The sequence below is a fragment of the Pseudoalteromonas sp. S2893 genome (assembly GCF_005887105.1).
GTDB lineage: Bacteria > Pseudomonadota > Gammaproteobacteria > Enterobacterales > Alteromonadaceae > Pseudoalteromonas > Pseudoalteromonas atlantica.
Genome location: NZ_PNCY01000035.1, coordinates 1 through 26,159, shown reverse-complemented (window position 1 = coordinate 26,159; position 26,159 = coordinate 1). Strand labels below are relative to the sequence as shown.

Here is a 26,159-nt window from a genome sequence, read left to right as displayed (position 1 = left end):
CGAGCCCTACGAAAGGCCGACACGACACAATGATAATGTCCCATTTGCTATGTGACTCTCTACCGCTGTGGGCACCACGACATCCCCAGGCTCCAAATACAAGAAAGCCCGACTCGAAAGAGCCGGGCTTTTTTACGTCCGCAGAAAAGTAAAAATACATTCCAGATATTATTCGCACAGTCTCCACCACCTCCGTAGCGTGGGTTGAGTATCACGAAACCCGCGGCAAAAGCCCACTACAGAACTCACACTCTTTGTACTAAAGCCTTCAATTTCAGTTTTAATAGCTGTTTAGCATGCTAAATCCGCTATTGAAAAGTGCTCTTTTATCCCAAGCTATAGTTATAGGCATCTACACACTTATTTATGGCGAGTTTCTATGTTAAATAAACAAAGGCATATTTACACAGAAGATCAGGTTCGCTCCTATGAGGGTGAGGCGGCTAAGCAATGTGGAATAGATTTATTTACTTTAATGCAGCGAGCGGGAGAGTCCGTATACAAGCAGTGGCAGTCTTTTAACGCTAAGCTTACTTTAATTATTGCAGGTAATGGCAATAATGCGGGTGATGCTTACATAGCCGCGCGTTTAATTAAGGACTCTGGTGCAGAGGTTAAAGTTTGCGCTATAGACCCTGCTAAAACACTCAGTGGTGACGCTGCTAAAGCGAAGCAATTATGGCTTGATAATGGTGGCATAGTTAACGAGTTTGCAAAGAGTGATTTAGATTGCTGCGACTGTGTGATTGATGGGTTACTAGGTACTGGGCTTAATTCACCTGTTCGCGAAAATTATTGTGAGATTATTACCGCCATCAACCAAAGCGAAAAGCCTGTTTTAAGTATTGATGTTCCCTCAGGGATTGATGCAAATACAGGTGAAGTATTAGGCGCAGCTATTCAGGCAACAAAAACACTTACTTTTATTGCGATTAAACAGGGCCTTTCTACAGGGACAGGTAAACAGCATGCCGGTGAGTTGATTCTCGATGAATTAGCAATTGAAGATACTTTTAGTCAACTCGCTTCACCTTGTGCTCACTTGATAAATATAGACAGCTTTAAACGCTTGGGCTCTCGGGCTGTAAATAGCCATAAGGGCAATCATGGCAAGTTATTATGCGTAGGGGGCAACCAAGGTACTGCGGGAGCAATTAGGCTCAGTAGTGAAGCTGCGCTAAGAGCAGGCGCGGGGATGGTAAAGGTTTATACGCACCAAAGTTCTATTATGCCAATAAGCATAGGTAGGGCAGAGTTAATGGTCATGAGTGAAAACCTTGAACAGGCTTTAGAGTGGGCAAGTTGTGTTGTACTTGGCCCTGGACTTGGGCAGGATGAATGGGCTAAAAAAACGTTTTGCACTGTAATGCACTATTGCCAAGAGCACAATACGCCGCTTGTACTTGATGCTGATGCACTTAATTTATTAGCTGAAAATGCAAGTGCTTATACGTTGGCTCAATGTGTCCTTACTCCGCATCCTGGTGAGGCGGCTCGGCTCATTAGCAAAAATACCTCTGAAATAGAGTCAAATAGGTTTGGAAGCGTGCGACTATGCGCAAAACGGTATAATGCTACTTGCATATTAAAAGGCGCTGGGTCTTTAATTGATAACGGCAAAAACACTTGGGTGTGTGAAAATGGTAACGCAGCACTTGCCGTGGGAGGGAGTGGCGACGTACTTACAGGTATTATTGGTGCATTGCTTGCTCAAGGGCTTAGTATCGATGAAGCAGCGCGATATGGGGTAACTCTTCATGCTCGAGCAGGTGAGGTTGCGGCTGAAGAGCAAGGGCAGCGCGGCATGCTACCCTCGGATTTATTTCAAATAGTCAGGTCGTTAATCAACTAAGTATTTAGCTCTGTTGAATAAGATCCCATTTGTTACCATAGAGATCTTCAAATACGGCCACCGTACCGTAAGGCTCATTACGAGGCTGCTCATGAAATACTACGCCATTTTCTAGCATGCTTTCGTAGTCGCGCCAAAAGTTGTCAGTGTTTAAAAATAGCCATACACGGCCACCTGCTTGATTGCCAACAGCGTTAAACTGCTCTGGCTCTGTGGCTTGTGCAAGTAATATATGTGTGCCGTTTGAGTTGGGTGGGGTTATTAACACCCAGCGTTTTCCATCACCTAAATCCGTATCTTCCACTAATTCAAAGCTTAATTTTTTTGTATAAAATGCGATTGCTTCGTCATAGTCTTTTACAACAAGAGCAATACTACCTATATGCTGCTTTGGCATAACTTAAAAACCTAAAGTTGTTTTATGTTTGTGTATTTTCACATATCAATACAGGGTTGAATAGTATAGGTAAATGTTTATTAAAGCTTATTTTAAGGGGAGATATACGTTATACATTGGCTTCGCATCTATCGCTAGCAGTAAAAGGATTCACTCTATTTTAAACCCTATAGCATGCTTAAAGCGTCCTTAAAAAGTGTTCTAATTTACGCAGCTAAACTGGCTTAGTCATCTTCATTCGTAGGGTCGTCACCTGAGTCTTCTTTGCGTTTACGCTGCTCTTGCTTGGCCTTTTGAACATTTTCATAAGTAGGGGGTGGAATAGGCATAAGTGAAATTAGTGGAAAAAATGCTAAAAATAAATACGCTCCTTTAGACATGCTCTTACCCCATATAACGAGCTTAAGCATAATCCAAGCAATAAATACCACTAACCCTGTTATAAGTGATACCAAAATAAAGAAGATGATTATTTCATTATTATTAAGCAAATCCTTTTACCTTTAATCCAATAACTCATGGTATAGATTTGGAGATAAATTAAGCAATAACAATAGGCTTGTATTAAAAAGCAAAAACCCAGCCGAAGCTGGGTTTTATATAAGCAAGGTGCTTAAAGGAGGATGATCACATCATGCCTTCCAAATCTGCCTTAAGCCTCTGTATGTACTGTAAATAAAGGGTTGTGGTATTATTTGTCTCTACATTGGTCTCCACTATTGGGTATATTCAACAATGGCAGAAGCTAGTAATAACAAATACCTTAAAAAACGTAAGAATCGTGATGTCTGGATGTTTCAAATAAGAATACCTAAGGAAGTTAGACACTTATATGACGGTAAAGAGATTTACGTAAAGTCACTTCAAACGAGCTGTATTAAGACTGCTAGGTTACGTAGAGACAGTTTGTTAGGGCAGCTAGCTGTCCAGAAGGAACAAGCTATTGATGGTGGGCGTAGTACCTTTATGAGCTTCTATAATAACTTGGAGCAAGCAAAGCGTGATGCTAGGGGTGATAAATACGAGGCATATTATCAGTTTGAAGACTCTATTTTGGTTGGAACAGAAGAACATCCAGAGATACGACAAGAAGCAGCTAAGGCAGTTAAGACTGGGACAATACCTGTAAAATATACCTATTCCATGAGAGAAGCTCTTAATGATTGGTTACGTAAAAACAAACAGAGAAACCAAGATACTATAGTCAAAATGAAGTCTACCGCTAGTCGTTTCTTGAGGCACCTAAACGTACACGATATGCCGCTAATGGGTATTGAAAGAAAGCAGGTGATTAGTTTTATAGACGAACTCATTCAGGAGGTAGCAGTAAGTACAGTTAAGGGTCATTTGAGTAGATTGAAAAGTATCTACGAGCATGCGTGGAGAATTGCAGAAATTGATAAACGCGAGAACCCTTTCGACTCTCACATACTTACTCATTATGAAGCAGACAAGACTATTGAAAAGAAACAGCTATTTAGTCGTGATGAAATTCGCGAAATAATTAGCTGGGCTAACTCTGAAGATGAAGGCATCAAAGCTCTCGTTTATTTAGGTTTATTCACTGGATGTCGAATATCTGAAATTTGTGCTGTAACTAAAGAAGATGTGTATATCGAGGGTGAGCTAATGGCGTTATATATAAGAAAGGGTAAGACAGCATCAGCGACTAGAACTGTTCCACTTCCTAAGAGGGTTCATGACATCGTAAGGAGGCGTTTGGAGGATTCTGAAGTAGGTCAAAGTATCATTGGAATGGATGGTAAACAAGCCTCAAGAGTCTTTAGTAACTATAAATCAGCTAATGTGACAAAGGATAAAAGTCGAACATTTCATTCATTTAGGGTGCATATGAGTACGGCTTATCAAAGGGCTGGTATAGATGAGGACAGTGCTGCATTTGCTGTGGGTCATAAAGGCGGTAAGACAATGACTTATGGTTATTACGCCAAAGGTGATGAGCTAAAAGTACTATGCGAATATACGGAGCTTGCTGCTAAAGTAATAGAGCGAGATTGGTTATAATGAAAAGAGGGCGCTAAGCCGCCCTTTAAAACTATCGTTAGATAAACAATTGGCTATTGTAGCCTATATAGGCCTAAGCTTTTATAGCTTGCGGGTTCACAGTTATTGAACTCATAATAAACTGCACAAATTTCCTGTGAATCATTTGGAATGTATATGCCTCTAATTTGTGGCGCGGTAATTAGGTTGTTAGTACTTGGGGTATAATATTCACCTGAATCATCTGCGCCAGTTTGAATATATATACCAGCTTTTAAAGTATGGGTGTTGAACAAATTTGAAATAGTAACAGGAGCCATTAGCTCAATAGCTTTCGCATCTTGATTTGATACACTGTGCTGGGCTTTATCTTGCGCAGTTGTAGCACAACCAGTGGTTCCAAAGGCTAATAACATGACTAAAGTTGCTCTCATTTGTACTCTCTTAATAACGTATTTATAGAGGTTATTTGATCATAGAGTGTTGTTATGGACAAGCTTTAAAAGCGTACCTTTAGGGTATACCTAAACAGGTATGGCCATAACGTGATCAAACAGTACCTGTTAGGGTTTACTTTAAATTAAGACCACATTATTATTTCCCGCCTCTTAGAATTAAACGAGTACAGGATGTGGCACACATAGCTTATATGAGGGTCTCTTCTACAGACCAAAACACGGAACGACAACTTGCTGACGTAAAGATTAGTTTTACAAAGAAGTTTGTTGATAAATGTAGTGGCGGCTCTGCTCAACGACCAGCCTTAAATGAGCTAAAGGAATACATCAGGGAAGGTGACACTGTACATATCCATAGCATTGATAGACTTGCACGTAACCTCTTAGACTTGAAGCAGATTGTTACTGATTGGAATGGTAGAGGGGTCAAAGTGAAGTTTCATAAGGAAGGCCTCTGCTTTAAAGCTGGTGGCTCTGACCCAATGTCTGAGTTAATGCTGAGTATGTTGGGGGCAGTTGCTCAATTCGAGTTATCTATGATTCAAGAGAGAAGGCAGGAAGGCATCGAAAAAGCCAAGGCTGCTGGTAAATACCGTGGCCGTCCTACCAATAAGACTAACCACCAGCAAATCAGGCTATTACGCTCTCAGGGTATATCTTTGCGTAAAATAGCTAAAGAGGTTGGTGTTTCCCTTTCCACAGTACAAAGAGCTCTAGAAGCGATAGAGAAGCCTCAATGAACCAATACATGTCTGATAGTAGTTTTATAGACATTAACCCAAGAGAAGTGATTTTAGACCCTGCTATGCAAGGGCGAGACACTAATTTAATTAGAGATAAGAATACAAGACGCGCTCAAGAGCTTAAGCAAGAGAGCCAATCAAAAGAAATCTTAGACGACCTTCACAATGGAGTAGGAATAAAGCAACCAATAACTGTGTTTGAGGTTTCTGGAAAGAAGCTTGTTATAGATGGTTTTCATCGTATTAGTGCATCCTTAGAGTACATGGACAAAGCTAAATGTGATGATTTTAGGGTAAAAGCTAGGCTAGTTAGAAACAGAACATACACAGAGGCTTTCCTTGCGGCTCAAGAAGTTAACCAAGGGCATGGTGTAGGGGTTACTAAGGACGAAGTCAATCAGTCTAAGTTTAGATCATTAGTTATAGCTGGAAAATATGATTATAGTGTTAGTGAGCTTACAAAGCTTATTGGCTGCAGTCGAGGACAAGCAAACCATGTAATGAGAGCCCTTAGAGCTTGTGCAGAAGCTATTCAAGGTAAGCTGGAAGATTATAGCTCTCTTGATAGTTTTACCCGCCAGCTACAAAAAAAACTAGAGAATAGATACACAGAGGCAGCTAAAAGCTCCACTTGGGATGCAAGAGGGTTTCCAAAGATTAGAAGGCTCTCTGATATTGTCTCAGGAAAAAGCTACACCCCTAAGGATATGGATAATGAAGAATACAGACATTATCTAATAGAAGAGGCATATGCCAAGATAGACAGCCTAATAGAATCTGTTGGTGAAGATAACTTTAGGGAAGCCCTACGTAAAACTGCTAGAGGCTCTACCCTTGGGATTTCTATTACCAGAAGGGATAAATGGCTTGAACAAGCAGGAACGTTAGAGAGTGACGAAGCGCCAGATAATTGGGATGGCGTATCAATACCTGAAAGCTCATATGACGCCTTTTAGAGCCGTTGAATAGCCCTCAAAGGAAGACCGCACATAGTCTGTATAAGGAAATAGAGCCTAGTGTACACATGTGTACAGTGTGGTTTCCTTGGTGTACACAACAGGTTTACAGGTAAGTTAAATCAACATACTAAGCGAAGTCTAGTCGAAAGTATGAACTCTCTATGTAGCTCAAATAGTTCTGTTGCTAAGTCATTTAGCTCACTAATTTGCTCACTAACATTATCTGGCCAGTCGTATGAACCTCTGTATCTATCTGGAATACAAGAGAACACATCGCCATTACCAATAGGGTAAGACCTAACTGCGAGGGTATGAATAAAATGCTTTGCCTTGCCTAAAAAATTATTTCTTTTAGACTCAAGCTCTTTATCTAAAAAGGATTTCTGAGCGTGATCCCATGTATTAACAAACTTCTCTAAAGCATCAAAGCTACCTCTATGGTAAGCATTACCAAAGTCGTGGTCTTTTAATGTGCATACATCAAGACCATCTGCTGGTAATAAAGCAGCAAACTCTATAAATAGTTTTTCATCTACATCAATTTGAGCTTGTTTCTTGTTTTGAGATAGTTGCTCAGTCTTATATATGAGGACTCGATAACCAATATTGTGTAGAAGAGCCAAAAAGATTAAACCAAACCCTAAAGAATAATCAGCTGTACTGTTTTGCAAATCTGATAGGGTATAAGGAATACCAGAGTTTAAATTAAAGGTATCTACCAGCCAATTGTAAAATAGGTGTTTAAAAGGGGTTGGGGTTAAAATGATTGCTGCTCCAGTACCCCCAATGAACCAAGTGAGTTTGTTAGAAAAGTCTGGGAATAGCCATTTTTTCCATATGATTTCTTTAACTTCCTTTTTGTTATACACCATAGCTCCAATATGAATATGACTTTTATAGCTAAGCTTAACGCACTTATCATACTTGCTCTACATTTATAAAAAACAGATAAATATAAAACACGTTTTTTTTAAGCGTAGTGAGTCGATGCAATCGCAAAGGTGCTTTAGCACCCCTAATACTCCCCCTATGGCTTAATATATGTAGTGAGCTAACCTAAATAATTTAAAAGAGGGTCTGAAGAAGTAGTTTTATTTGCTAGGTAGAATAGGAAAGTAGGGCAGGTGTATACCTAAGTATACAAAAGGGTTTATCCATGTCTCTACATATGTCTCTACGCAGAGTGGATAAACCCTTATAAATCAATGGTTAATATGGGTTGTGATGATTACATCATGCCGCCCATACCACCCATTCCGCCCATGCCACCCATATCAGGGGCACCAGCAGCTTCTTCTTTAGGGATTTCAGCAACCATTGCTTCGGTAGTGATCATTAGACCTGCAATCGAACCTGCAAATTGTAGTGCAGAGCGCGTTACTTTAGTTGGATCTAGGATACCCATTTCAAGCATGTCGTTGTATTCGCCAGAGGCTGCATTGTAACCGTAGTTACCTTCGCCACCTTTAACAGCGTTTATTACTACTGACGCTTCGTCGCCTGCATTTGTTACGATTTGACGAAGTGGTGCTTCCATCGCACGAAGTGCAACTTTAATACCGTGGTTTTGGTCTTCGTTGTCGCCAAGTAGCTCAACTAGCTTGCTAGCAGCACGTACTAGAGCAACACCACCACCAGGTACCACGCCTTCTTCAACCGCTGCACGAGTTGCATGTAATGCATCTTCAACACGGTCTTTTTTCTCTTTCATTTCAATTTCAGTCGCTGCGCCTACTTTAATTACTGCAACACCGCCGGCAAGTTTAGCCATACGCTCTTGTAGTTTTTCTTTATCGTAGTCAGACGTTGCTTCTTCAATCTGTGCTTTAATTTGAGCAACACGGCCGTTAATGCCATCTTCTTCACCCGCACCATCAATGATAGTTGTATCATCTTTAGTGATTACTACACGCTTAGCAGTACCTAGGTCTTCGATAGTTGCTTTTTCAAGCTCTAAACCAATTTCTTCAGAGATAACAGTACCGCCAGTTAGTACCGCGATATCTTGTAGCATTGCTTTACGACGGTCGCCAAAACCAGGGGCTTTAACTGCTGATACTTTAACAATACCGCGCATGTTGTTAACTACAAGCGTTGCAAGTGCTTCGCCTTCTAAGTCTTCAGCAATGATTAATAGTGGCTTGCTTGCTTTAGCAACGGCTTCTAATGTAGGTAGTAGCTCACGAATGTTAGATACTTTTTTATCTACAAGTAGAATGAACGGGTTGTCTAGCTCAACAGCGCCTTTTTCAGCGTTATTGATAAAGTACGGAGATAGGTAACCACGGTCAAACTGCATGCCTTCTACAACATCTAGTTCGTTCTCTAGTGATTGACCTTCTTCTACAGTAATAACACCGGTGTTACGGCCTACTTTTTCCATTGCTTGTGCAATGATGTCGCCAATTTCTTTATCAGAGTTAGCTGAAATAGTACCTACTTGTGCAATAGCTTTAGTATCAGCACATGGTACAGATAGCGCTTTAAGCTCTTCTACTGCAGCGATAATTGCTTTATCAATACCGCGCTTAAGATCCATTGGGTTCATACCCGCAGCAACCGCTTTAAGGCCTTCATTAACAATAGATTGCGCAAGTACAGTTGCGGTAGTAGTACCGTCACCCGCTGCATCATTTGCTTTAGATGCAACTTCTTTCACCATTTGTGCACCCATGTTTTCAAACTTGTCTTCAAGTTCGATTTCTTTTGCCACAGATACACCATCTTTAGTGATCACTGGAGAGCCAAATGATTTATCTAGTACTACGTTACGGCCTTTAGGACCTAAGGTCACTTTTACTGCGTTTGCTAGGATATTTACGCCTGTTAGCATTTTACCGCGTGCGTCACCTGCAAAAAGTACTTCTTTTGCTGCCATCTTTAATTTCCTCTAAATTCTTAAATGTTTGTTAAACGAAAAGTAGGGTTAGCCTACAATGCCTAAAATGTTGTCTTCACGCATGATCAGGTACTCTTGACCTTCGATCTTTTCAGTTTTTTCAACATATGAGCCAAATAACACAGTGTCACCGGCTTTTACTTCTAAAGCTCTAACGTCACCGTTATCTAGAACGCGACCATTGCCAACAGCAATAACTTCTCCGCGAGTTGATTTTTCAGCTGCAGAGCCAGTTAATACAATACCGCCAGCAGACTTGGTTTCTTCTTCTAGACGCTTAACGATTACGCGATCTTGTAAAGGACGAATGTTCATTTTTTTAGTTCTCCTAACAGTTTCTGAACAGTACAGAAAAAAGCTTTTCTAATTTGCATTCATTAATGGGGGTAGAGTGTAAAATTCCAAGAGAAAAATCGATAAATTTTTAATCTTTTCTCTCATACTCGCCATCAATGGTAGTTGGTTTATTTACATGCTGTTGTTCTTGCTGCGAGTGTACGTGTTGTGTAAAGGCTGAAGAGCCTTGCTGTGCACCTGTGCTCATGCGTACCGTTGCTTGACTTGCAAGGCCTGCAGCAAGTTTGTTGCGTATTGAGGGGGTTAATAATAGTAGGCCGAATACATCGGTCATAATGCCTGGGGTTAGCAATAAAACACCCGCAATGATCACGCAAATACCGGTAAATAATTCTTTAGCTGGCATTTGCCCTTGGGCCATTTGGCTTTGTGCATTTTGTAATGCACCCATACCTTGTTGTTTAACCATTCTGGCGCCCAAAATAGCTGTAACAATCACTAGGGCTATAGTCGCAAATCCACCAATTACATCGCTAACCTGTATTAGTAGCGCAATTTCGATGATAGGAATGATAATAAACAACACAAATAAAAATCTAAACATAGGGCTCTCTAAATAATGGCACTCAAAAGAGTGGATGAAATATAAGTGAGGGTGAAAGGGTCTATTTTCAAGGTTGAGCTTAAAGTGATTAATAATTGCTTAATATCTACAATTATTCATCGCCTACACATTACACTAGCTATCAGATACTATTGCATTAGTTCCCTATAAATTAGTAAAGGTTAATTATGACTACGCAATTTAAATTGATATTTACCACGTGCAAAGATGAGGCTGAAGCACGCACTTTAGCAAAAGCACTTGTAGCGCAAAAATTAGCGGCGTGTGTAAATATTTTACCAAATATGACCTCAGTTTATATGTGGGAAGGCGATGTTGCCCAAGAGATAGAAGCAAAGCTACTGATTAAAACAAAATCAGAAAAAATGAATGATGTTTTTGAAACCATCAAAAGTTTACACAGCTACGAAGTACCCGAAATTCAAGTGGTTGATGTGGCCACTGGTAATTTGGCTTATTTTCATTGGATGGATGAGGTATTAAATTAATGCGGTTTTTCTTTTTATTATTGGTTAGCTTGCTGGCGCTTCCGGCAAAGGCAAACACCAATAATGTGCTAGGTGATTTACTTGCCCCGCCACAGCAAACCTTTTTACCCGTAGACCAAGCGTTTGTATTTGATTTTGATCAGCAAGGTAGCACTTTATTTGTGGGGTGGGATATAGCCCCTGATTATTACCTTTATAAAAAGAAAATAGAAATTATCGCCAAAGGCGCCAACATAAAGGTAGGCGATGCCGGTTCTGGCGAAATAATTGAAGACGAGTTTTTTGGCAAAACCGAAGTTTTTTTCAATAGTGTGAGTGTTATAAGTAAGCTCAGTAATGTTACAGAGGGTGCTGTTGTAAAGGTGCGTTATCAGGGCTGTGCCAAAGCAGGGCTATGTTATCCGCCTGAGGTTATTAGTATTCCTTTAGGCGTTATTGCCTCAGAGCAAGCGCAAAGTAAAAACTCATCTGCTGATGCCGCTGATACATTAAACGCATTGACTCCTTCTGTAGACTCAACGCGTAGCCAAAGTAATACAACCACACAAGATTTAAGTTTTACAGAGCGATTAGCAAGTCAAAGTTTAGTAACCAATTTACTCATATTTTTTGCTGTTGGGGTGGGGCTTGCGTTTACACCCTGTGTGTTCCCTATGTTTCCTATTTTATCGAGTTTAATTGCAGGGCAGCAAAATCTATCTACTAAAAAAGCGTTTGCGTTGTCGTTTGTATATATACAAGGTATGGCGCTTACTTATGCTGCATTAGGATTAGTAGTGGCGGCCTTAGGCGGGCAAGTGCAAGGGTATTTACAACACCCTTATGTACTTATTAGTTTTAGTTTACTGTTTGTATTGCTCGCAATGTCGATGTTTGGCTGGTACGAAATTAAGTTACCCAGCGCCATGATGAGCAAGCTAACGCAAGTCAGTAATAACCAAAAAGGCGGCAATTACCTAGGTGTGTTTTTAATGGGGGTATTGTCGGGCTTAATTGCATCACCTTGTACCACAGCTCCGTTGTCTGCTGCGCTATTATTTGTAGCGCAAAGTGGTGACTACCTTGTCGGTGGTTTAACCCTGTATGTATTAAGTTTAGGAATGGGCCTACCGCTTTTATTACTCGGTACGTCTGGTGGCAAATTGCTTCCTAAAGCAGGCGGTTGGATGGAGCAAGTTAAAACGTTATTTGGTTTTATTATGCTTGTTGTGCCACTTATTTTGTTGGAGCGAATAATAAGCGCCGACATTATTTTACTTATGGCGGGTATTTTAGCACTGGCAACGGCTATTTATTTACACTATTGGCAGAGTGCTCAGCCACAAAGCAAGCTTAAAACAGCGCTTTGGTTTAGTGCTACATTTTTAGTACTTACTGGTTTTACATTAGCTAAAAACGTTATTTGGCCGCAGCAACAGGTTGAGCAGGTTAGTCAGCAAAGTAATGAGTTTAAACAAGTGGCTAATTTAACCGAGCTAAAAGACGCTGTTGCTGAAGCTAATCAGCAAGGCAAACTGGTGATGGTTGATTTATACGCCGATTGGTGTGTGGCATGTAAAGAGTTTGAGCATTACACATTTCCAGATGCCAAAGTACAGAGCGAGTTTAGTCACTATCAGTTAATTCAAATCGATTTAACGCAAAGTGATGACACCACCATTGAGCTAATGGAAGAGTTCACTGTGTTTGGTTTACCCAGTATTTTGTTTTTTAACACACAAGGGCAAGAGCTAAGTTCAGAGCGCGTTACAGGATTTTTAAACGCCGATGATTTTGCCACCCACCTAGCTGCAGTGCGCGCCAGCGCACAATAATAGTGCAATTTAGCCGCTTGGGCTTACCAAGTGGCTTGCCTTCAATTACGTCATATTTATTACACCTCCAGAGATTAGACCAGTATTTTGCTGCTATTTACATCGAACTGACTATAATAGTTGGCTAACGTGAGAATTTGTTGCAATTTTTGTTTTTTATACTTACTTTAGTGTACAAAATTAGCTCGCAACGGCTTAACTCATTACTTAGAGGATATATCGCGTATTATGGCTGCAAAATTTAAACTTTTAGTTATAAATGGTCCAAATTTAAACATGCTAGGAAAGCGTGAGCCAGAAAAGTACGGTTTGCACACTCTTGGTGAAATTATGAGCGAACTAACGACTGCCGCAGAGGGTCTAGATGTTCAGCTTACGCATTTTCAAAGTAATAGTGAGCAAGCCCTTATTGAAAGAATACACGATGCTTGGCAGGCAGTTGATTACATAATTATTAATCCTGCTGCATTTACGCATACTAGCGTCGCTTTACGTGATGCATTGTTAAGCGTTGATATTCCTTTTTTTGAGGTGCACTTAAGTAATGTGCATGCACGTGAAGCATTTCGTCATCATTCGTATTTTTCTGATGTGGCGCAAGGTGTGGTATGTGGATTAGGTGCAATGGGTTACCACGCAGCATTGAACGCTGCCGTGAGCCGGTTGCAAAACTCGAATTAATTTAAACTAACAAACTTATAGGCGGGTCGTTCATGGATATTCGCAAGATCAAAAAGCTAATCGAATTAGTAGAAGAATCAGGTATTGCTGAGCTAGAAATCACTGAAGGTGAAGAATCAGTACGTATTAACCGTAACAACATGAGCGCAGGCCCTGCTTACGCTCAGTACGCACCACAGCAATTTGCTGCTCCAGCACCTGCGGCACCAGCACCTGCGGCACCAGCACAAGCTGCGCCAGCCGTTGAAGCCGATGCTACACCAGCAGCGCCTGCAGGCCATCAAGTTAAATCACCTATGGTTGGTTCATTTTACTCAGCAGCTTCTCCAGAAGCGCCAGCATACGTAGAAGTTGGTTCTCAAGTTAAAGTAGGTGATACTTTATGTATCGTTGAAGCAATGAAAATGATGAACCAAATTGAGTCAGATAAAGCGGGTACAGTTACAGCTATTTTAGTTGAAAATGGCGAACCAGTAGAATTTGATCAACCTCTATTCATCATTGAATAATTTAGTAACCTAAAGGCCAACTCTTATGTTAGATAAAGTAGTCATTGCAAACCGAGGTGAAATAGCACTTCGCGTATTGCGCGCCTGCAAAGAGCTTGGGATCAAAACGGTTGCTGTGCATTCAACGGCGGATCGCGATCTTAAGCACGTATTACTTGCAGATGAAACCATTTGTATCGGTAGACCTCCAGCCACTGAAAGTTACTTAGATATTCCGCGCATTATTGCGGCAGCTGAAGTAACAGACGCTGTAGCGATTCACCCAGGATATGGTTTTCTTTCAGAAAATGCAGATTTTGCTGACCAAGTTGAGCAAAGTGGCTTTGTATTTATTGGTCCAAAAGGCGACACTATTCGTCTTATGGGCGATAAAGTATCGGCAATCAATGCAATGCGTAAAGCCGGTGTACCATGTGTACCAGGTTCTGACGGTCCGGTATCGGATGACAAAGAACGCAACATGCAAATTGCAAAGCGCATTGGTTACCCGGTAATTATTAAAGCCGCTGGTGGCGGTGGTGGCCGTGGTATGCGTGTAGTACGTAGCGAAGCTGAATTAATTGATTCAATCGCACTTACTCAACAAGAAGCGAAACAGTTTTTTGGTAATAGTATGGTTTACATGGAAAAATTCCTTGAAAACCCTCGCCATATTGAAATTCAGGTACTTGCTGATGGGCAAGGTAATGCTGTTCATTTAGGTGAGCGTGACTGTTCTATGCAACGTCGTCACCAAAAAGTAGTTGAAGAAGCGCCTGCCCCAGGTATAACGGCAGAAGTGCGTAAATTTATTGGTGAGCGCTGTACACGTGCATGTATCGAAATTGGTTACCGTGGTGCGGGTACGTTTGAGTTTTTATACGAAAACGGCGAATTTTACTTCATCGAAATGAACACCCGTATTCAAGTTGAGCACCCAGTGACTGAAATGGTAAGCGGTGTTGATTTAATTAAAGAGCAGCTAAAAATTGCTGCTGGGCAACCGCTATCTTTCACGCAAGATGACGTGGTTATCCGCGGCCATGCAATTGAATGTCGTATTAACGCAGAAGACCCAGAAACGTTTATCCCGTCGCCGGGTAAAATTACACGTTTCCACCCTGCAGGTGGTTTAGGTATTCGTTGGGATAGCCATATTTATGCTGACTATACAGTACCCCCACATTACGATTCGATGATTGGTAAGCTTATTACTTACGGTGAAAACCGTGATGTGGCTATTGCCCGTGCTCGTAATGCGTTGAACGAATTAGTTATTGATGGCATCAAAACAAACACGCCATTACATAAGAAAATTCTTGCAGACGAAAACTTCCAAAGTGGTGGTACAAATATCCACTACCTTGAGAAAAAACTAGGGCTATAAAGCCCCAGTTAATTAAAACCGGCTTAGGCCGGTTTTTTTATGCCTAAAACGCCAATTTATCGCCTTCAAGAAATATTCTGGTATGATTAGCAAAGATGCGCTTTTAGTAAATTTTTGAGGTAACAATGACGCGTAGTTTTGAAACTCACCTAAATGATGAAATAGCCACAGTAGCAATGGGTAACAAAGTGGCTGCTATTATAGAGCAAGGTGCAGTAATTTATTTACACGGTGATTTAGGCGCAGGTAAAACAACATTTACGCGTGGTGTAGTGCAAGGCTTTGGCCACACTGGTAAGGTAAAAAGCCCAACCTATACGCTGGTAGAGCCATACGAACTGACACGTGCTAATGTGTATCATTTTGACCTATACCGGTTAGGCGATCCTGAAGAGCTTGAGTACATGGGTATAAGAGATTACTTTTCTGAGCAGGCTATTTGTATTGTTGAGTGGCCAGAAAAAGGGGGAGAATTTATACCAGTTCCCGATTTAGATATTACCTTAAGTTACGTTGGCGATGAGCGCAAAATTGTTATGAATAGTGCCAGCGAGCGCGGAATAGCAATTGTCGAAAAGCTAACTAACCTAAACCCGAGTTAATATACTTACTAACACATTGAAATATAAAAGCATCAAAGTTACCTTTTTAGTTGGCGTACAAAATAGCAGCTTAAGGTAGATTTACTATCCAACGTTTAGGTTAATAAGCTAATAGCGGGTCAAGGCGCCCGCTCTCATAATAATAAATAGTTAAGGCAATGGTAGTTATAATGAATCGAGGTGTAGTTAAACTTTTTATTTGTTTCATAGTTCTCGCTGTGAGCTTACCGTTGTGGGCAAAAAATACCATAAATAGTGTACGAGTATGGCCCTCGCCAGATAGCACGCGGGTGGTATTTGATTTAGATGATAAGCCCGATTTCAGCTATTTTATGCTTAAAAACCCGAGTCGCTTAGTGGTCGACCTTGAAAACACCAAAGGGTTAAAAGTATTACCGAGTATTCCTTCTAAGCACAAAATTGTAAGCAAGCTGCGCTATTCAAAGCCTAAAAATAAACAAAGTGTACGTTTTGTATTTGAGCTAACCGCGCCTATTAAGCCGGTTATTTTTGCGCTGGCACCTACTGGCCCGTACAAAAACAGGCTGGTGGTGGATTTATATAATAAAAGTGAACCCGCAGTAAGTACTACACCTGCCCAAAAAGCAGCTAAAAAGCGCCAATTAAGCCAAGAACGAGACATTGTTATTGCAATTGATGCGGGCCATGGCGGAGAAGACCCAGGTTCTATTGGCCCCTCCGGTACGTATGAAAAAACCATTACTCTACAAATAGCTAAACGTTTAGAGCGTATGATTGACGGCGAACGTGGCATGATTTCGCGCATGGTAAGAAGTGGCGACTACTTTGTTAAGCTTAATACCCGTACCAACCGAGCACGCCAGAAAAAAGCCGACTTTTTAGTGTCAATTCATGCTGATGCATTTACCAGCCCTGGGCCAAATGGTGCTTCGGTGTGGGTGTTATCGCTTGGTCGCGCTAATTCTGAGATTGGTAAATGGATAGAAGATAAAGAAAAACACTCAGAGCTTTTAGGTGGTGCAGCCGATGTAATTAAAGATGCTGCTAACGAAAAATACCTCGCGCAAGCGCTACTCGATATGTCGATGGACCACTCAATGAAAACAGGGCTTAGTGTGGCCGAAGAAGTAGTAAAAGAGCTAAAAAAGGTCGCTAAATTACATAAAAAAGATCCACAACATGCAAGTCTTGCCGTATTAAAGTCGCCAGATATCCCTTCCATTTTGGTTGAGACAGGTTTTATTTCAAACCCCCGTGAAGAGCGCATGTTAAAAAGCGCTAATCATCAGGAACGCTTAGCTAAAGCGATGTTTACGTCTATAAAAAATTATTACTTAAAAAACCCACCAGATGATTCGTTATTTGCAAAGCTAAAATCGCAGTACCCAACTAAACATAAAGTTCGCCCGGGTGAATCGCTAAGCCTATTAGCGAGTCGGTATGGCGTATCGGTAGCCAAATTAAAGCAAGTTAATCAACTACGCTCAAACACCTTGTTTATAGGTCAAGAGCTGGACATACCGCAGAGTTGATGTTTATTAAACCTGTACACGTATTAGGGGCCTCATGAGTATTGAAATATTACCTGCACGATTAGCTAACCAAATAGCGGCAGGTGAAGTGGTTGAACGCCCGGCTTCAGTGGTTAAAGAATTAGTAGAAAACAGCTTAGACGCGGGCGCAACGCGTGTGCAAATAGACATAGAGCGGGGCGGCCACAAGCTTATTCGTATTCGTGATAATGGCTCAGGTATTGGCAAAAATGAGCTCACTTTAGCGCTTTCGCGCCATGCAACAAGTAAACTTAAATCACTCGATGATTTAGAAAACATTTGTTCTTTAGGGTTTAGAGGGGAAGCGCTTGCATCTATTAGTTCGGTATCGCGTTTAACGCTTAGCTCAAAGCCCAAAGCACAAGATGCAGCGTGGCAAGCGTTTGCACAGGGCCGCGATATGGACGTGCAAGTAAAGCCGGTAGCCCACCCAGATGGCACAACGATAGAAGTTAAAGATTTATTTTTTAACACCCCAGCAAGGCGCAAGTTTTTACGCACCGAAAAAACCGAATTTAGCCACATTGATGAGCTTATAAAGCGTATTGCACTGAGTCGTTTTGATGTGTCGATTACACTGACGCATAACCAAAAGGTAGTTAGGCAGTACCGTGCTAAAACCGATCCAAATCAAGCGATTACTCGGGTGGCGCAAGTTGCAGGTAAAGCCTTTGCTGAGCAAGGATTGCATATTCAATCTGGTGAAAGTGGTTTACAGCTACATGGTTGGGTATTGCCAGTGGGATCAGCTAATACCACGCAATATACATATGTAAATAATCGCATGATGCGCGATAAGCTAATTTTACATGCTATTCGTCAGGCGTTTGAAGAGGTAAGTGGAGCGCAAGAACTCCCAGGTTTTGTTATTTATATTGATATTGACCCAAGGCAAGTGGATGTAAATGTTCATCCTGCAAAGCACGAGGTGCGTTTTCATCAAGGCCGGTTAGTGCACGACTTTATATTACAGGCAATTAAGCAAGTAGTTGTGCCTCTACAAGGCGAATTTGCAACTAATCAAGCGCCCACAGACGATTACCAATCCTCGGCGTTTATTGAGCAGCCAAGTCATGCGGCTAATAACCAGCCAGTTCAGCAGGGGTATGATTACCCTAAGTCACAGTTGCAGCCAATCGATTCACAAAACGGTGGTTTTACTAGTCGTGCCTCCTCTAATCGCGCAGGGTCAGGGGGGGGCGCTACGGGGTATGCTTCACCGTCTCAAAAACATGGTGCAAATCATCACGATGTAAATGCATTTTATCAAGGGGTGAGTGAGCAACAAGCCGCTCATTTTGAGCATAGTGTATCAACGCAGCCCGTTATTGATGGGAGCGCTGCACACGCATTAAAAAGTGTGCAGGTATTAAATGTAAATAAAGGCGTGTGTGTATTTACTCAGCAGCAGCAGTTATTTTGCTCACATTATAAGCATGCACTTGTTGATTACTGGCATGCACAAATAAAAGAGTTGGGTAATTTAGAGGGTAAAGCCTTGTTACTACCAGTGAGGGTTAACCTTGAAAAAGCTGACTGCGAACTAATAGCTCAGCAGCAATCGTGGTTTACTTTATTAGGCTTTGAGCTAGTTATAGAAAAACAGTTTGTGATGGTTAAAAAGCTACCCACGTGTTTATATTTACTTGAAGTATCAGCTGCGGTTGAAAGCTTGCTTGGCGCATGTAAAACACAGCTCCACGAGTTACAAGCGTGGCTTACATGGCAGCTTAGTTGTGTACCAGAACGCTTTTATGAAAGTAATGCATTTATTGAATTAAAAATTAGCTTACAAAATAATCCGCAAACAATTGAACGTTTAAAAGAAAAAGCAGTTAAAATAGACCTAGAACACTATTTAACGCAATTAAATTAAGGTACCCGTGTTGAGCAATTTACCGGTCATATTTTTAATGGGCCCAACCGCAGCTGGTAAAACGGCGTTGGCAATTTCACTGTGTGAGCACTTAAATACAGAAATAATCAGCGTTGATTCAGCGTTAGTGTATAAAGGTATGGACATAGGTACGGCAAAGCCCGATGCAGAAGAGCTTGCTCGTGCTCCGCATCATTTAATTGATTTACTCGATCCGAGCGAAACCTATTCGGTTGCCGATTTTAGACGTGATGCGATAAAAAAAATTGATGAATTCCATCAACAAGGTAAAGTACCAATATTAGTGGGTGGCACCATGATGTACTTTAAATCTTTAATTGATGGATTATCGCCACTGCCAGAAGCCTGCCCAGTCGTTAGAGCAGAGCTTGAATCGCAAGCAAAACAGTTTGGCTGGCCACATTTACATCAAGAGCTGGCTAAAGTAGATCCGCAAGCGGCCGACAAAATAAGTGAAAATGATTCACAAAGAATAAATCGAGCTTTGGAAGTTTACCGTATTAGTGGTAAAACAATGACTGAATTGCAAAAGCAAAAGCAGCCAACGTTACCTTATACTTTTCATCAATTTGCGATTGCGCCTGATGATCGCAGTGAATTACATCAGCGAATTGAAAAAAGGTTTAAAATAATGATAGAACAGGGGTTTGAAAAAGAAGTTTCGACCCTATATCTACGTAAGGATTTACACCCCAATATGCCTTCTATTCGTTGTGTAGGTTATAGACAAATGTGGGATTACCTTGCGGGTGAAGTAGACCATGATGAGATGGTTTTTCGCGGCATTGCTGCAACGCGTCAACTGGCAAAACGTCAGCTAACGTGGTTACGGAGTTGGCCTGATGTTACTTGGTTAACAACAGACGATGAAGAAAACTTGCAACGCGTAGTAAGTTCGCTAAGCTAGTAGTAGTTGCGAATTATTTAATTAAATAAGTTCAGCTACTTAAATTATAATAACACCTAGAACGAAGGAACAATAACATGGCAAAAGGCCAATCGTTACAAGACCCATTTTTGAATGCACTACGTCGTGAGCGCATTCCAGTATCAATCTTTTTGGTAAATGGCATAAAATTACAAGGTAAAATTCAGTCATTTGACCAATTTGTTATTTTACTTGAAAACACTGTAAACCAAATGGTGTATAAACACGCAATTTCAACAGTTGTACCTGCTCGTGCAGTCAACTTCCAAGGTGTTCAAGGGAGCGATGACACTGAAGAGCAAGAACCAGGAAATATTTAATTAGGAGCGTAATGCTTGTTTGACCGCTATGAATCCGGCGAACAGGCAGTCTTAGTTCATATCGACTTACCTAAAGATGGCGATCGTGAAGATCTTCATGAATTAGAGTTGTTGGTATCTTCTGCTGGTGTTAGTAGTTTGGCGGTTGTGCAAGGCAGCCGCCAAGCACCACATCCGAAACTATTCGTCGGTACCGGTAAAGCAGAAGAAATAGCTGAGATTGTCAAAATCCACAATGCAGATGTTGTCATCTTTAATCATCAATTAAGTCCGTCTCAAGAACGTAATTTAGAGCGCGTTTGCCAATGTCGTGTACTTGATAGAACAACACTTATTCTTGATATTTTTGCCCAAAGAGCCCGTACCCACGAAGGTAAGCTACAAGTAGAGCTTGCTCAGCTTAGGCATATGTCTACTCGATTAATCCGAGGGTGGACTCACCTTGAGCGCCAAAAAGGGGGAATAGGTTTACGAGGCCCAGGCGAAACACAGCTTGAAACCGATAGACGTTTATTGCGCGCGCGCATTAAAAATATTCGTGCCCGATTAGCCAAAGTGGCTGTACAACGTGAGCAGGGTAGACGTGCGCGTACGCGTAACGAAATTCCTACCGTGTCGCTTGTAGGGTATACCAATGCAGGTAAATCAACCCTGTTTAACCGTATAACTGACTCAGATGTATACGCAGCGGATCAGCTTTTTGCCACGCTTGACCCAACACTACGTAAACTTGATATAGGTGATGTTGGTTCGGTTATTTTGGCCGATACAGTGGGATTTATTCGCCACTTACCACATGACTTAGTGGCAGCCTTTAAAGCAACATTAACAGAAACGCGTGAAGCCGACCTACAATTACATGTAATTGATGTGGCAGACCCGCGCAGACGCGAAAACATAGAGGAAGTACAGTCGGTTTTAAAAGAGATTGAAGCTGATGAAGTACCGCAATTATTAGTTTATAACAAAATTGATGCGCTTGACGATGTAAGCCCACGAATTGATCGGGATGACCAAGGGCAGCCTATAAGAGTATGGTTATCTGCACAAACCGGCGAAGGGTGTGAGCTACTTAGCGAAGCAATAAGTGACCTGCTTGCTAAGAAAATGTTTAGTGGTACGTTATTACTTGCCCCTCAATATGGCCGCTTAAGAGCGTCTTTATTTAGCTTAAGTGCAGTCCATGAAGAGCGCTTTGATGAACATGGTAACTGGTTGTTGGATGTACGTTTACCTATGGTTGAATGGAACCGATTAATTAAAGAGTTTGGTCCTGAAATTGAGGGTTTTATCAATCGCGATTAAAAATTGGCATATAAATGTCGGTTTTTGTATGAGAAACGCGGTAGATTTGATAGATTTAACACAATTTCCTAATTTATTTAGATAACAATGGAGTATAGCTATGGCCTGGAATGAACCGGGTAATAATGGCAATGACAAAGATCCGTGGAACAATAAAGGCGGACGTGATCAAGGCCCACCTGATTTAGACGAGGTGTTCCGTAAGTTTAGCAACAAGTTAGGCGGCATATTTGGCGGTAAAAAATCCGGCAATAATAGTGGCGGTGGACTTGGCGGAGCCGGTATTTCATTTATCCTCATTATCGCCGCAATTGTGTGGGCGTTAAGTGGTATTTATACGGTTAAAGAAGCCGAACGTGGTGTGGTACTGCAATTTGGTAAGTATGACCGTATTGCAGAGCCAGGCTTACGCTGGAAAATGACCTTTATTGAAACGGTTATTCCAGTAGATATTGAAGCTGTGCGTTCATTATCTGCATCAGGGTTTATGCTAACGGAAGATGAAAACGTAGTAAGCGTTGAGTTTGAAGTGCAATACCGTGTTATTGACCCGTACCTTTACAAGTTTAGCGTAACTAATGCTGATAACAGCTTAGAAGAAGCGCTTGATAGCGCGTTACGTTACGTTGTTGGCCATGCAAAAATGGACCAAGTACTGACTAATGGCCGTGAAGTTGTTCGTCAAAATACGTGGGATGAGCTTAATAAAATCATCGAACCGTATAACTTAGGTTTAATTGTGACCGATGTGAACTTTAAAGATTCACGTCCACCAACTGAAGTAAAAGATGCATTTGATGACGCTATTGCCGCACAAGAAGATGAAGAGCGTTTCATCCGTGAAGCAGAAGCGTATGCACGTGAAATTGAACCGCGCGCGCGTGGTCAAGTAACACGTATGACGCAAGAAGCAGAAGGTTATCAAGAACGCATTACACTTGAAGCACAAGGTGAAGTGGCTCGTTTTGAAAAACTATTACCTGAGTATCAAGCAGCTAAAGAAGTAACGCGCGAACGTTTATACATTGATGCTATGGAAGAGGTGCTTAGCAGCAGTTCTAAAGTCATTGTTGATGTTAAAGGCGGTAACAACATGATGTACTTACCACTTGATAAAATTATGGAAAAGCAAGGCACTGCAACACGTGTAGCTTTACCAAGCTCAAGTGATATTCAAGATTTACGCAATAAAGTAAATACATCACGAAATAGCACTGTGAATAGCGGTAATGACCGTTTTAACAGTGATCGCTTTAACAATAACGGGAGATAAGCGTAATGAAAAACTTTAGTTTAGTCATACTATTAGCTGCCATTGTTATGTCTTTCTCTGCGGTATTTGTAGTACCTGAAGGGCAAAAAGCGATTGTGCTGCTATTTAGCAAAGTTGAAAAAGACAGTGAAGACAATGCCGTTGTATACAGCCCAGGCCTTCACTTAAAAGTACCATTTTTTAGCCAAGTACGTCGTATTGATGCACGTATTCAAACGCTAGATGGTACGCCAGACCGCTTTGTAACAAGCGAGAAAAAAGACTTAATTGTTGATTCGTTTGTTAAATGGCGCGTAAACGACTTTAGCGCATTTTACCTTCGTGCTCGTGGTGATAAGCAATATGCTGAAACACTACTAAAGCAAAAAGTTAATAATGGTCTGCGTACTAACTTTGGTACGCGTACTATTCGCGAGATTGTATCGGGTGAACGTAGTGAGCTAATGGAAGAGGCGTTAGTACAAGCTTCTGAAAGTGCGCGCGAGTTAGGTATTGAAGTACTTGACGTGCGTGTTAAGCAAATTAACTTACCACAAGAAGTGAGTAGCTCTATTTACCAACGTATGCGCGCTGAGCGTACTGCTGTTGCAAAAGAGCACCGCTCGGAAGGTCAAGAAAAAGCAGAAACTATTCGTGCTAATGTTGACCGCCGTGTAACGGTAATGCTTGCTGATGCAGAGCGTAATGCGCGCTCAGTACGTGGTCAAGGTGATGCAGAAGCTGCCGCTATTTATGCTAAAGCATACAACAAAGATCCAGAGTTCTTTGGTTTTGTTCGTTCTTTAGAGGCGTATAAAAAGACCTTTAAAGATAAACAAGATGTTATGGTACTTTCACCAGATAGTGACTTCTTTAAATATATGAAAGGCGCTGCAGCGCAATAAGCGATGCCTTAATCATTTAAAAAGTTATAAAGCCCCGCCTATGCGGGGCTTTTTGTTAAGCATAATTTAAAACTTTAAATTACTGTTATATATGTGGTTATTTAAAAAGTGTGATGGCCTAAAAAATACGCGCAGAAAAAATAAGCTGAACAGGGGTGATCTTTACTTCCGTTTTCTGGTAAAATCTCGTCCTAATTTTCTCGAAGTGAATTTACAATGGGTAAAAACGTTGTTGTATTAGGCACCCAATGGGGTGACGAAGGTAAGGGTAAGGTTGTTGATCTCCTTACAGACAAAGCATCTTTAGTAGTTCGATACCAAGGTGGCCACAATGCGGGTCATACTTTAGTTATTGACGGTGAAAAGACAGTTCTACACCTTATTCCATCGGGTGTATTACGTGACAATGTTAAATGTGTGATTGGTAATGGTGTGGTTTTATCACCAGAAGCGCTAATGAAAGAAATTGGCATGTTAGAAGAGCGTGGCGTACCTGTACGTGAGCGTCTTTTAATTAGTGAAGCATGTCCGTTAATTCTGCCTTTCCATGTTGCATTAGATGTAGCTCGCGAAACTGCTCGCGGCGACAAGCCAATTGGTACAACTGGCCGTGGTATCGGTCCTGCGTACGAAGATAAAGTAGCCCGTCGCGGTTTACGCGTAGGTGACTTATTCAATCCAGAATTATTCGCAGCTAAACTAAAAGAAGTACTTGAATACCATAACTTCACTTTAGTTAACTACTACAAAGTAGATGCTGTTGATTTCCAAAAAACGTTTGATGATGCAATGGCTGTTGCAGACATCTTAAAAGCAATGGTTGTTGATGTAACTGAGCTTTTAGATCAAACACGTTTAGCGGGCGAACACATTTTATTTGAAGGTGCACAAGGTACATTACTTGATATCGATCACGGTACTTACCCTTATGTAACCTCTTCAAACACCACTGCTGGTGGCGTTGCGACTGGTGCTGGTTTTGGTCCATTAAACCTTGACTACGTGTTAGGTATTATTAAAGCGTACACTACACGTGTTGGTTCTGGTCCTTTCCCTACAGAGCTTTACGATGGCCTTGAAAAACAAGACCCAGTGGGTAAGCACTTAGGTGATAAAGGTCATGAGTTTGGCGCGACAACAGGTCGTTTACGCCGTACTGGTTGGTTAGATGCTGTGGCAATGCGCCGCGCAGTTCAAATCAACAGCATCTCTGGTTTTTGTTTAACTAAGTTAGATGTTTTAGATGGTTTAGAAACGCTTAAAATCTGTACTGGTTACCAGCTTGAAGATGGCACAGTGACTAATGTAACGCCATTAGCTGCTGAAGGTTACGAGAAAGTAACACCAGTATATGAAGAGATGCCAGGTTGGTCTGAAAACACAGTTGGTGTAACTAGCCTTGAAGGCTTACCAAAAGCTGCGATTGACTACATCAAGCGTATCGAAGAAATCACAGGTGTACCTGTTGATATTATTTCTACCGGCCCAGATCGTGTAGAAACAATGGTACTTCGCAACCCGTTTGCTTAATCACCATTAGTTTTAAAAAAAGCTGCTTTTGCAGCTTTTTTTATGCCTAAAATTCACCTTGGAACGATCTTTGTATATTATTTGATAAGTTTTATTTTATACGTGGTAAACATGCGCCTATCTACCTGTAACACTTTTCTAGCGTCTTTGCTCACTCCGTTACTTTTATCTATAAGTAGCAATGTGTTAGCTGAAGAAACGCCTGCTGCGGTGCCGCTTTATACCGAACCGGAGCTGATTGCACTAATAAATAAAAATACACATCTGCAGCGTGTAAAGGCAGACGATTGCCAATTAGTACAAGATATAGAGGCAAGGGCCAATAAAATGGCGCTGCCATCTTACCAATTTTTATATGGCGATATGCTGGCATATAACGTGTGTGTTGAACGCAATGTGGAATTAGGTGTGTACTACATGCGTAAAGCGGCTGAACAAGGCTTAGCGGCTGCATTAGAGCAGCTTGGACGTTATTACGACACGGGTCGCTTAGTGCAGCAAGATAAAGCTATGGCCATTACCTACTTACGAGAGGCCTCAGCGCAAGGGAACTTAAAAGCACAGCTAAGGCTGGTTAAGCTTTTTAATGCAGGCTACGGAAGCCCACGTGACTTTGAAGATGCGTATCGCTGGTTATTCAATGCCATGGTGGCAGATAAAGCAACCCATAAAAAAATTGAGCGTGCGCTTAGCTTACTCGCTAAAAAAATGCCCGACAGCGTTGTTGCCCGCGCCCGATTGCCCATGTAAGTGCCGATAACGCACGCTATTTATGTCCCGTCCTGAAATAGGT

26 protein-coding genes are annotated in these 26,159 nt (G+C 41.4%); 19 read left to right on the top strand and 7 right to left on the bottom strand.

Going from position 1 to position 26,159, the window contains the following annotated elements; all coding sequences use genetic code 11:
• The first annotated feature begins 379 nt into the window (after positions 1 to 379).
• On the top strand, positions 380 to 1,852 hold the full coding sequence (locus CWC04_RS16120) for an NAD(P)H-hydrate dehydratase (protein ID WP_138685887.1): 1,473 nt from the start codon (positions 380 to 382) through the stop codon (positions 1,850 to 1,852).
• A gap of 4 nt (positions 1,853 to 1,856) precedes the next feature.
• Here CWC04_RS16120 and CWC04_RS16115 read toward each other — a convergent pair whose 3' ends face one another.
• Positions 1,857 to 2,249, bottom strand: a complete 393-nt coding sequence (locus CWC04_RS16115) for a VOC family protein (protein ID WP_004587679.1) — start codon at positions 2,247 to 2,249, stop codon at positions 1,857 to 1,859.
• Between the two features lie 224 nt (positions 2,250 to 2,473).
• The gene (locus CWC04_RS16110) at positions 2,474 to 2,740 is read right to left on the bottom strand and encodes a hypothetical protein (protein WP_126008387.1); all 267 of its coding nucleotides are present in this window, start codon (positions 2,738 to 2,740) and stop codon (positions 2,474 to 2,476) included.
• Between the two features lie 244 nt (positions 2,741 to 2,984).
• Here CWC04_RS16110 and CWC04_RS16105 point away from each other — a divergent pair, with 244 nt between their 5' ends.
• Complete coding sequence (locus CWC04_RS16105) at positions 2,985 to 4,274, top strand: site-specific integrase (RefSeq protein WP_138685886.1); 1,290 nt, start codon at positions 2,985 to 2,987, stop codon at positions 4,272 to 4,274.
• Between the two features lie 53 nt (positions 4,275 to 4,327).
• On the opposite strand, the gene CWC04_RS16100 is transcribed toward CWC04_RS16105, so the two are convergent.
• Entirely contained in the window at positions 4,328 to 4,687 is a 360-nt protein-coding gene (locus CWC04_RS16100; protein WP_138685885.1) for a hypothetical protein, read from the bottom strand.
• Positions 4,688 to 4,884: 197 nt separating this feature from the next.
• On the opposite strand from CWC04_RS16100, the gene CWC04_RS16095 reads away from it, so the two are divergent.
• Positions 4,885 to 5,451: a recombinase family protein gene (locus tag CWC04_RS16095; protein WP_021032401.1), complete on the top strand. Its 567-nt coding sequence runs from the start codon at positions 4,885 to 4,887 to the stop codon at positions 5,449 to 5,451.
• A gap of 8 nt (positions 5,452 to 5,459) precedes the next feature.
• On the top strand, positions 5,460 to 6,410 hold the full coding sequence (locus CWC04_RS16090) for a hypothetical protein (RefSeq protein ID WP_249326173.1): 951 nt from the start codon (positions 5,460 to 5,462) through the stop codon (positions 6,408 to 6,410).
• Between the two features lie 122 nt (positions 6,411 to 6,532).
• Here CWC04_RS16090 and CWC04_RS16085 read toward each other — a convergent pair whose 3' ends face one another.
• From CWC04_RS16085 to CWC04_RS16070, 4 genes are all read right to left on the bottom strand, one after another.
• Positions 6,533 to 7,285 (bottom strand): hypothetical protein, encoded by a 753-nt coding sequence (locus tag CWC04_RS16085; RefSeq protein WP_010556695.1) that lies wholly within the window; start codon positions 7,283 to 7,285, stop codon positions 6,533 to 6,535.
• 356 nt (positions 7,286 to 7,641) lie between these two features.
• Positions 7,642 to 9,291, bottom strand: coding sequence for a chaperonin GroEL (gene groL / locus CWC04_RS16080; protein WP_029772614.1), 1,650 nt, complete (start codon positions 9,289 to 9,291; stop codon positions 7,642 to 7,644).
• 48 nt (positions 9,292 to 9,339) lie between these two features.
• Positions 9,340 to 9,627, bottom strand: a complete 288-nt coding sequence (locus CWC04_RS16075) for a co-chaperone GroES (protein ID WP_004587676.1) — start codon at positions 9,625 to 9,627, stop codon at positions 9,340 to 9,342.
• Positions 9,628 to 9,736: 109 nt separating this feature from the next.
• Entirely contained in the window at positions 9,737 to 10,213 is a 477-nt protein-coding gene (locus CWC04_RS16070; protein ID WP_138685883.1) for an FxsA family protein, read from the bottom strand.
• 188 nt (positions 10,214 to 10,401) lie between these two features.
• Between CWC04_RS16070 and cutA the strand changes: the two genes are divergently transcribed.
• The 15 genes from cutA to CWC04_RS15995 all read left to right on the top strand — a co-directional run bounded on the left by cutA (position 10,402) and on the right by CWC04_RS15995 (position 26,116).
• Positions 10,402 to 10,722 carry a divalent-cation tolerance protein CutA gene (cutA, locus tag CWC04_RS16065; protein ID WP_029772613.1) on the top strand — a complete coding sequence of 107 codons (321 nt, stop codon included), beginning with the start codon at positions 10,402 to 10,404 and terminating at the stop codon, positions 10,720 to 10,722.
• The gene (locus tag CWC04_RS16060; protein ID WP_138685882.1) at positions 10,722 to 12,536 is read left to right on the top strand and encodes a protein-disulfide reductase DsbD; all 1,815 of its coding nucleotides are present in this window, start codon (positions 10,722 to 10,724) and stop codon (positions 12,534 to 12,536) included. Before cutA ends, CWC04_RS16060 begins: the two co-directional genes overlap by 1 nt.
• A 228-nt stretch (positions 12,537 to 12,764) precedes the next feature.
• Complete coding sequence (aroQ, locus tag CWC04_RS16055) at positions 12,765 to 13,217, top strand: type II 3-dehydroquinate dehydratase (protein ID WP_024031479.1); 453 nt, start codon at positions 12,765 to 12,767, stop codon at positions 13,215 to 13,217.
• A gap of 32 nt (positions 13,218 to 13,249) precedes the next feature.
• Positions 13,250 to 13,726, top strand: coding sequence for an acetyl-CoA carboxylase biotin carboxyl carrier protein (gene accB / locus CWC04_RS16050; protein WP_138685881.1), 477 nt, complete (start codon positions 13,250 to 13,252; stop codon positions 13,724 to 13,726).
• 25 nt (positions 13,727 to 13,751) lie between these two features.
• Entirely contained in the window at positions 13,752 to 15,092 is a 1,341-nt protein-coding gene (accC, locus tag CWC04_RS16045; RefSeq protein WP_024031477.1) for an acetyl-CoA carboxylase biotin carboxylase subunit, read from the top strand.
• A gap of 125 nt (positions 15,093 to 15,217) precedes the next feature.
• Positions 15,218 to 15,694 (top strand): tRNA (adenosine(37)-N6)-threonylcarbamoyltransferase complex ATPase subunit type 1 TsaE, encoded by a 477-nt coding sequence (gene tsaE, locus CWC04_RS16040; RefSeq protein WP_138685880.1) that lies wholly within the window; start codon positions 15,218 to 15,220, stop codon positions 15,692 to 15,694.
• Between the two features lie 170 nt (positions 15,695 to 15,864).
• A complete protein-coding gene (locus tag CWC04_RS16035) occupies positions 15,865 to 17,208 on the top strand; it encodes an N-acetylmuramoyl-L-alanine amidase (RefSeq protein ID WP_138685879.1) in 1,344 nt (447 codons plus the stop codon).
• Between the two features lie 34 nt (positions 17,209 to 17,242).
• Positions 17,243 to 19,105 carry a DNA mismatch repair endonuclease MutL gene (mutL, locus tag CWC04_RS16030; protein ID WP_138685878.1) on the top strand — a complete coding sequence of 621 codons (1,863 nt, stop codon included), beginning with the start codon at positions 17,243 to 17,245 and terminating at the stop codon, positions 19,103 to 19,105.
• Between the two features lie 10 nt (positions 19,106 to 19,115).
• Positions 19,116 to 20,033 (top strand): tRNA (adenosine(37)-N6)-dimethylallyltransferase MiaA, encoded by a 918-nt coding sequence (gene miaA, locus CWC04_RS16025; protein WP_138685888.1) that lies wholly within the window; start codon positions 19,116 to 19,118, stop codon positions 20,031 to 20,033.
• Between the two features lie 77 nt (positions 20,034 to 20,110).
• Positions 20,111 to 20,374, top strand: a complete 264-nt coding sequence (gene hfq / locus CWC04_RS16020) for an RNA chaperone Hfq (RefSeq protein ID WP_004587665.1) — start codon at positions 20,111 to 20,113, stop codon at positions 20,372 to 20,374.
• A gap of 15 nt (positions 20,375 to 20,389) precedes the next feature.
• Positions 20,390 to 21,679, top strand: a complete 1,290-nt coding sequence (gene hflX / locus CWC04_RS16015; protein WP_138685877.1) for a ribosome rescue GTPase HflX — start codon at positions 20,390 to 20,392, stop codon at positions 21,677 to 21,679.
• A gap of 100 nt (positions 21,680 to 21,779) precedes the next feature.
• Positions 21,780 to 22,952: an FtsH protease activity modulator HflK gene (gene hflK / locus CWC04_RS16010; protein ID WP_004587663.1), complete on the top strand. Its 1,173-nt coding sequence runs from the start codon at positions 21,780 to 21,782 to the stop codon at positions 22,950 to 22,952.
• Between the two features lie 5 nt (positions 22,953 to 22,957).
• Positions 22,958 to 23,836: a protease modulator HflC gene (hflC, locus tag CWC04_RS16005; RefSeq protein ID WP_138685876.1), complete on the top strand. Its 879-nt coding sequence runs from the start codon at positions 22,958 to 22,960 to the stop codon at positions 23,834 to 23,836.
• A gap of 216 nt (positions 23,837 to 24,052) precedes the next feature.
• The gene (locus CWC04_RS16000) at positions 24,053 to 25,366 is read left to right on the top strand and encodes an adenylosuccinate synthase (protein ID WP_004587661.1); all 1,314 of its coding nucleotides are present in this window, start codon (positions 24,053 to 24,055) and stop codon (positions 25,364 to 25,366) included.
• A 111-nt stretch (positions 25,367 to 25,477) separates the two neighbouring features.
• Positions 25,478 to 26,116, top strand: a complete 639-nt coding sequence (locus CWC04_RS15995) for a tetratricopeptide repeat protein (RefSeq protein WP_029772606.1) — start codon at positions 25,478 to 25,480, stop codon at positions 26,114 to 26,116.
• Positions 26,117 to 26,159 lie beyond the last annotated feature (43 nt).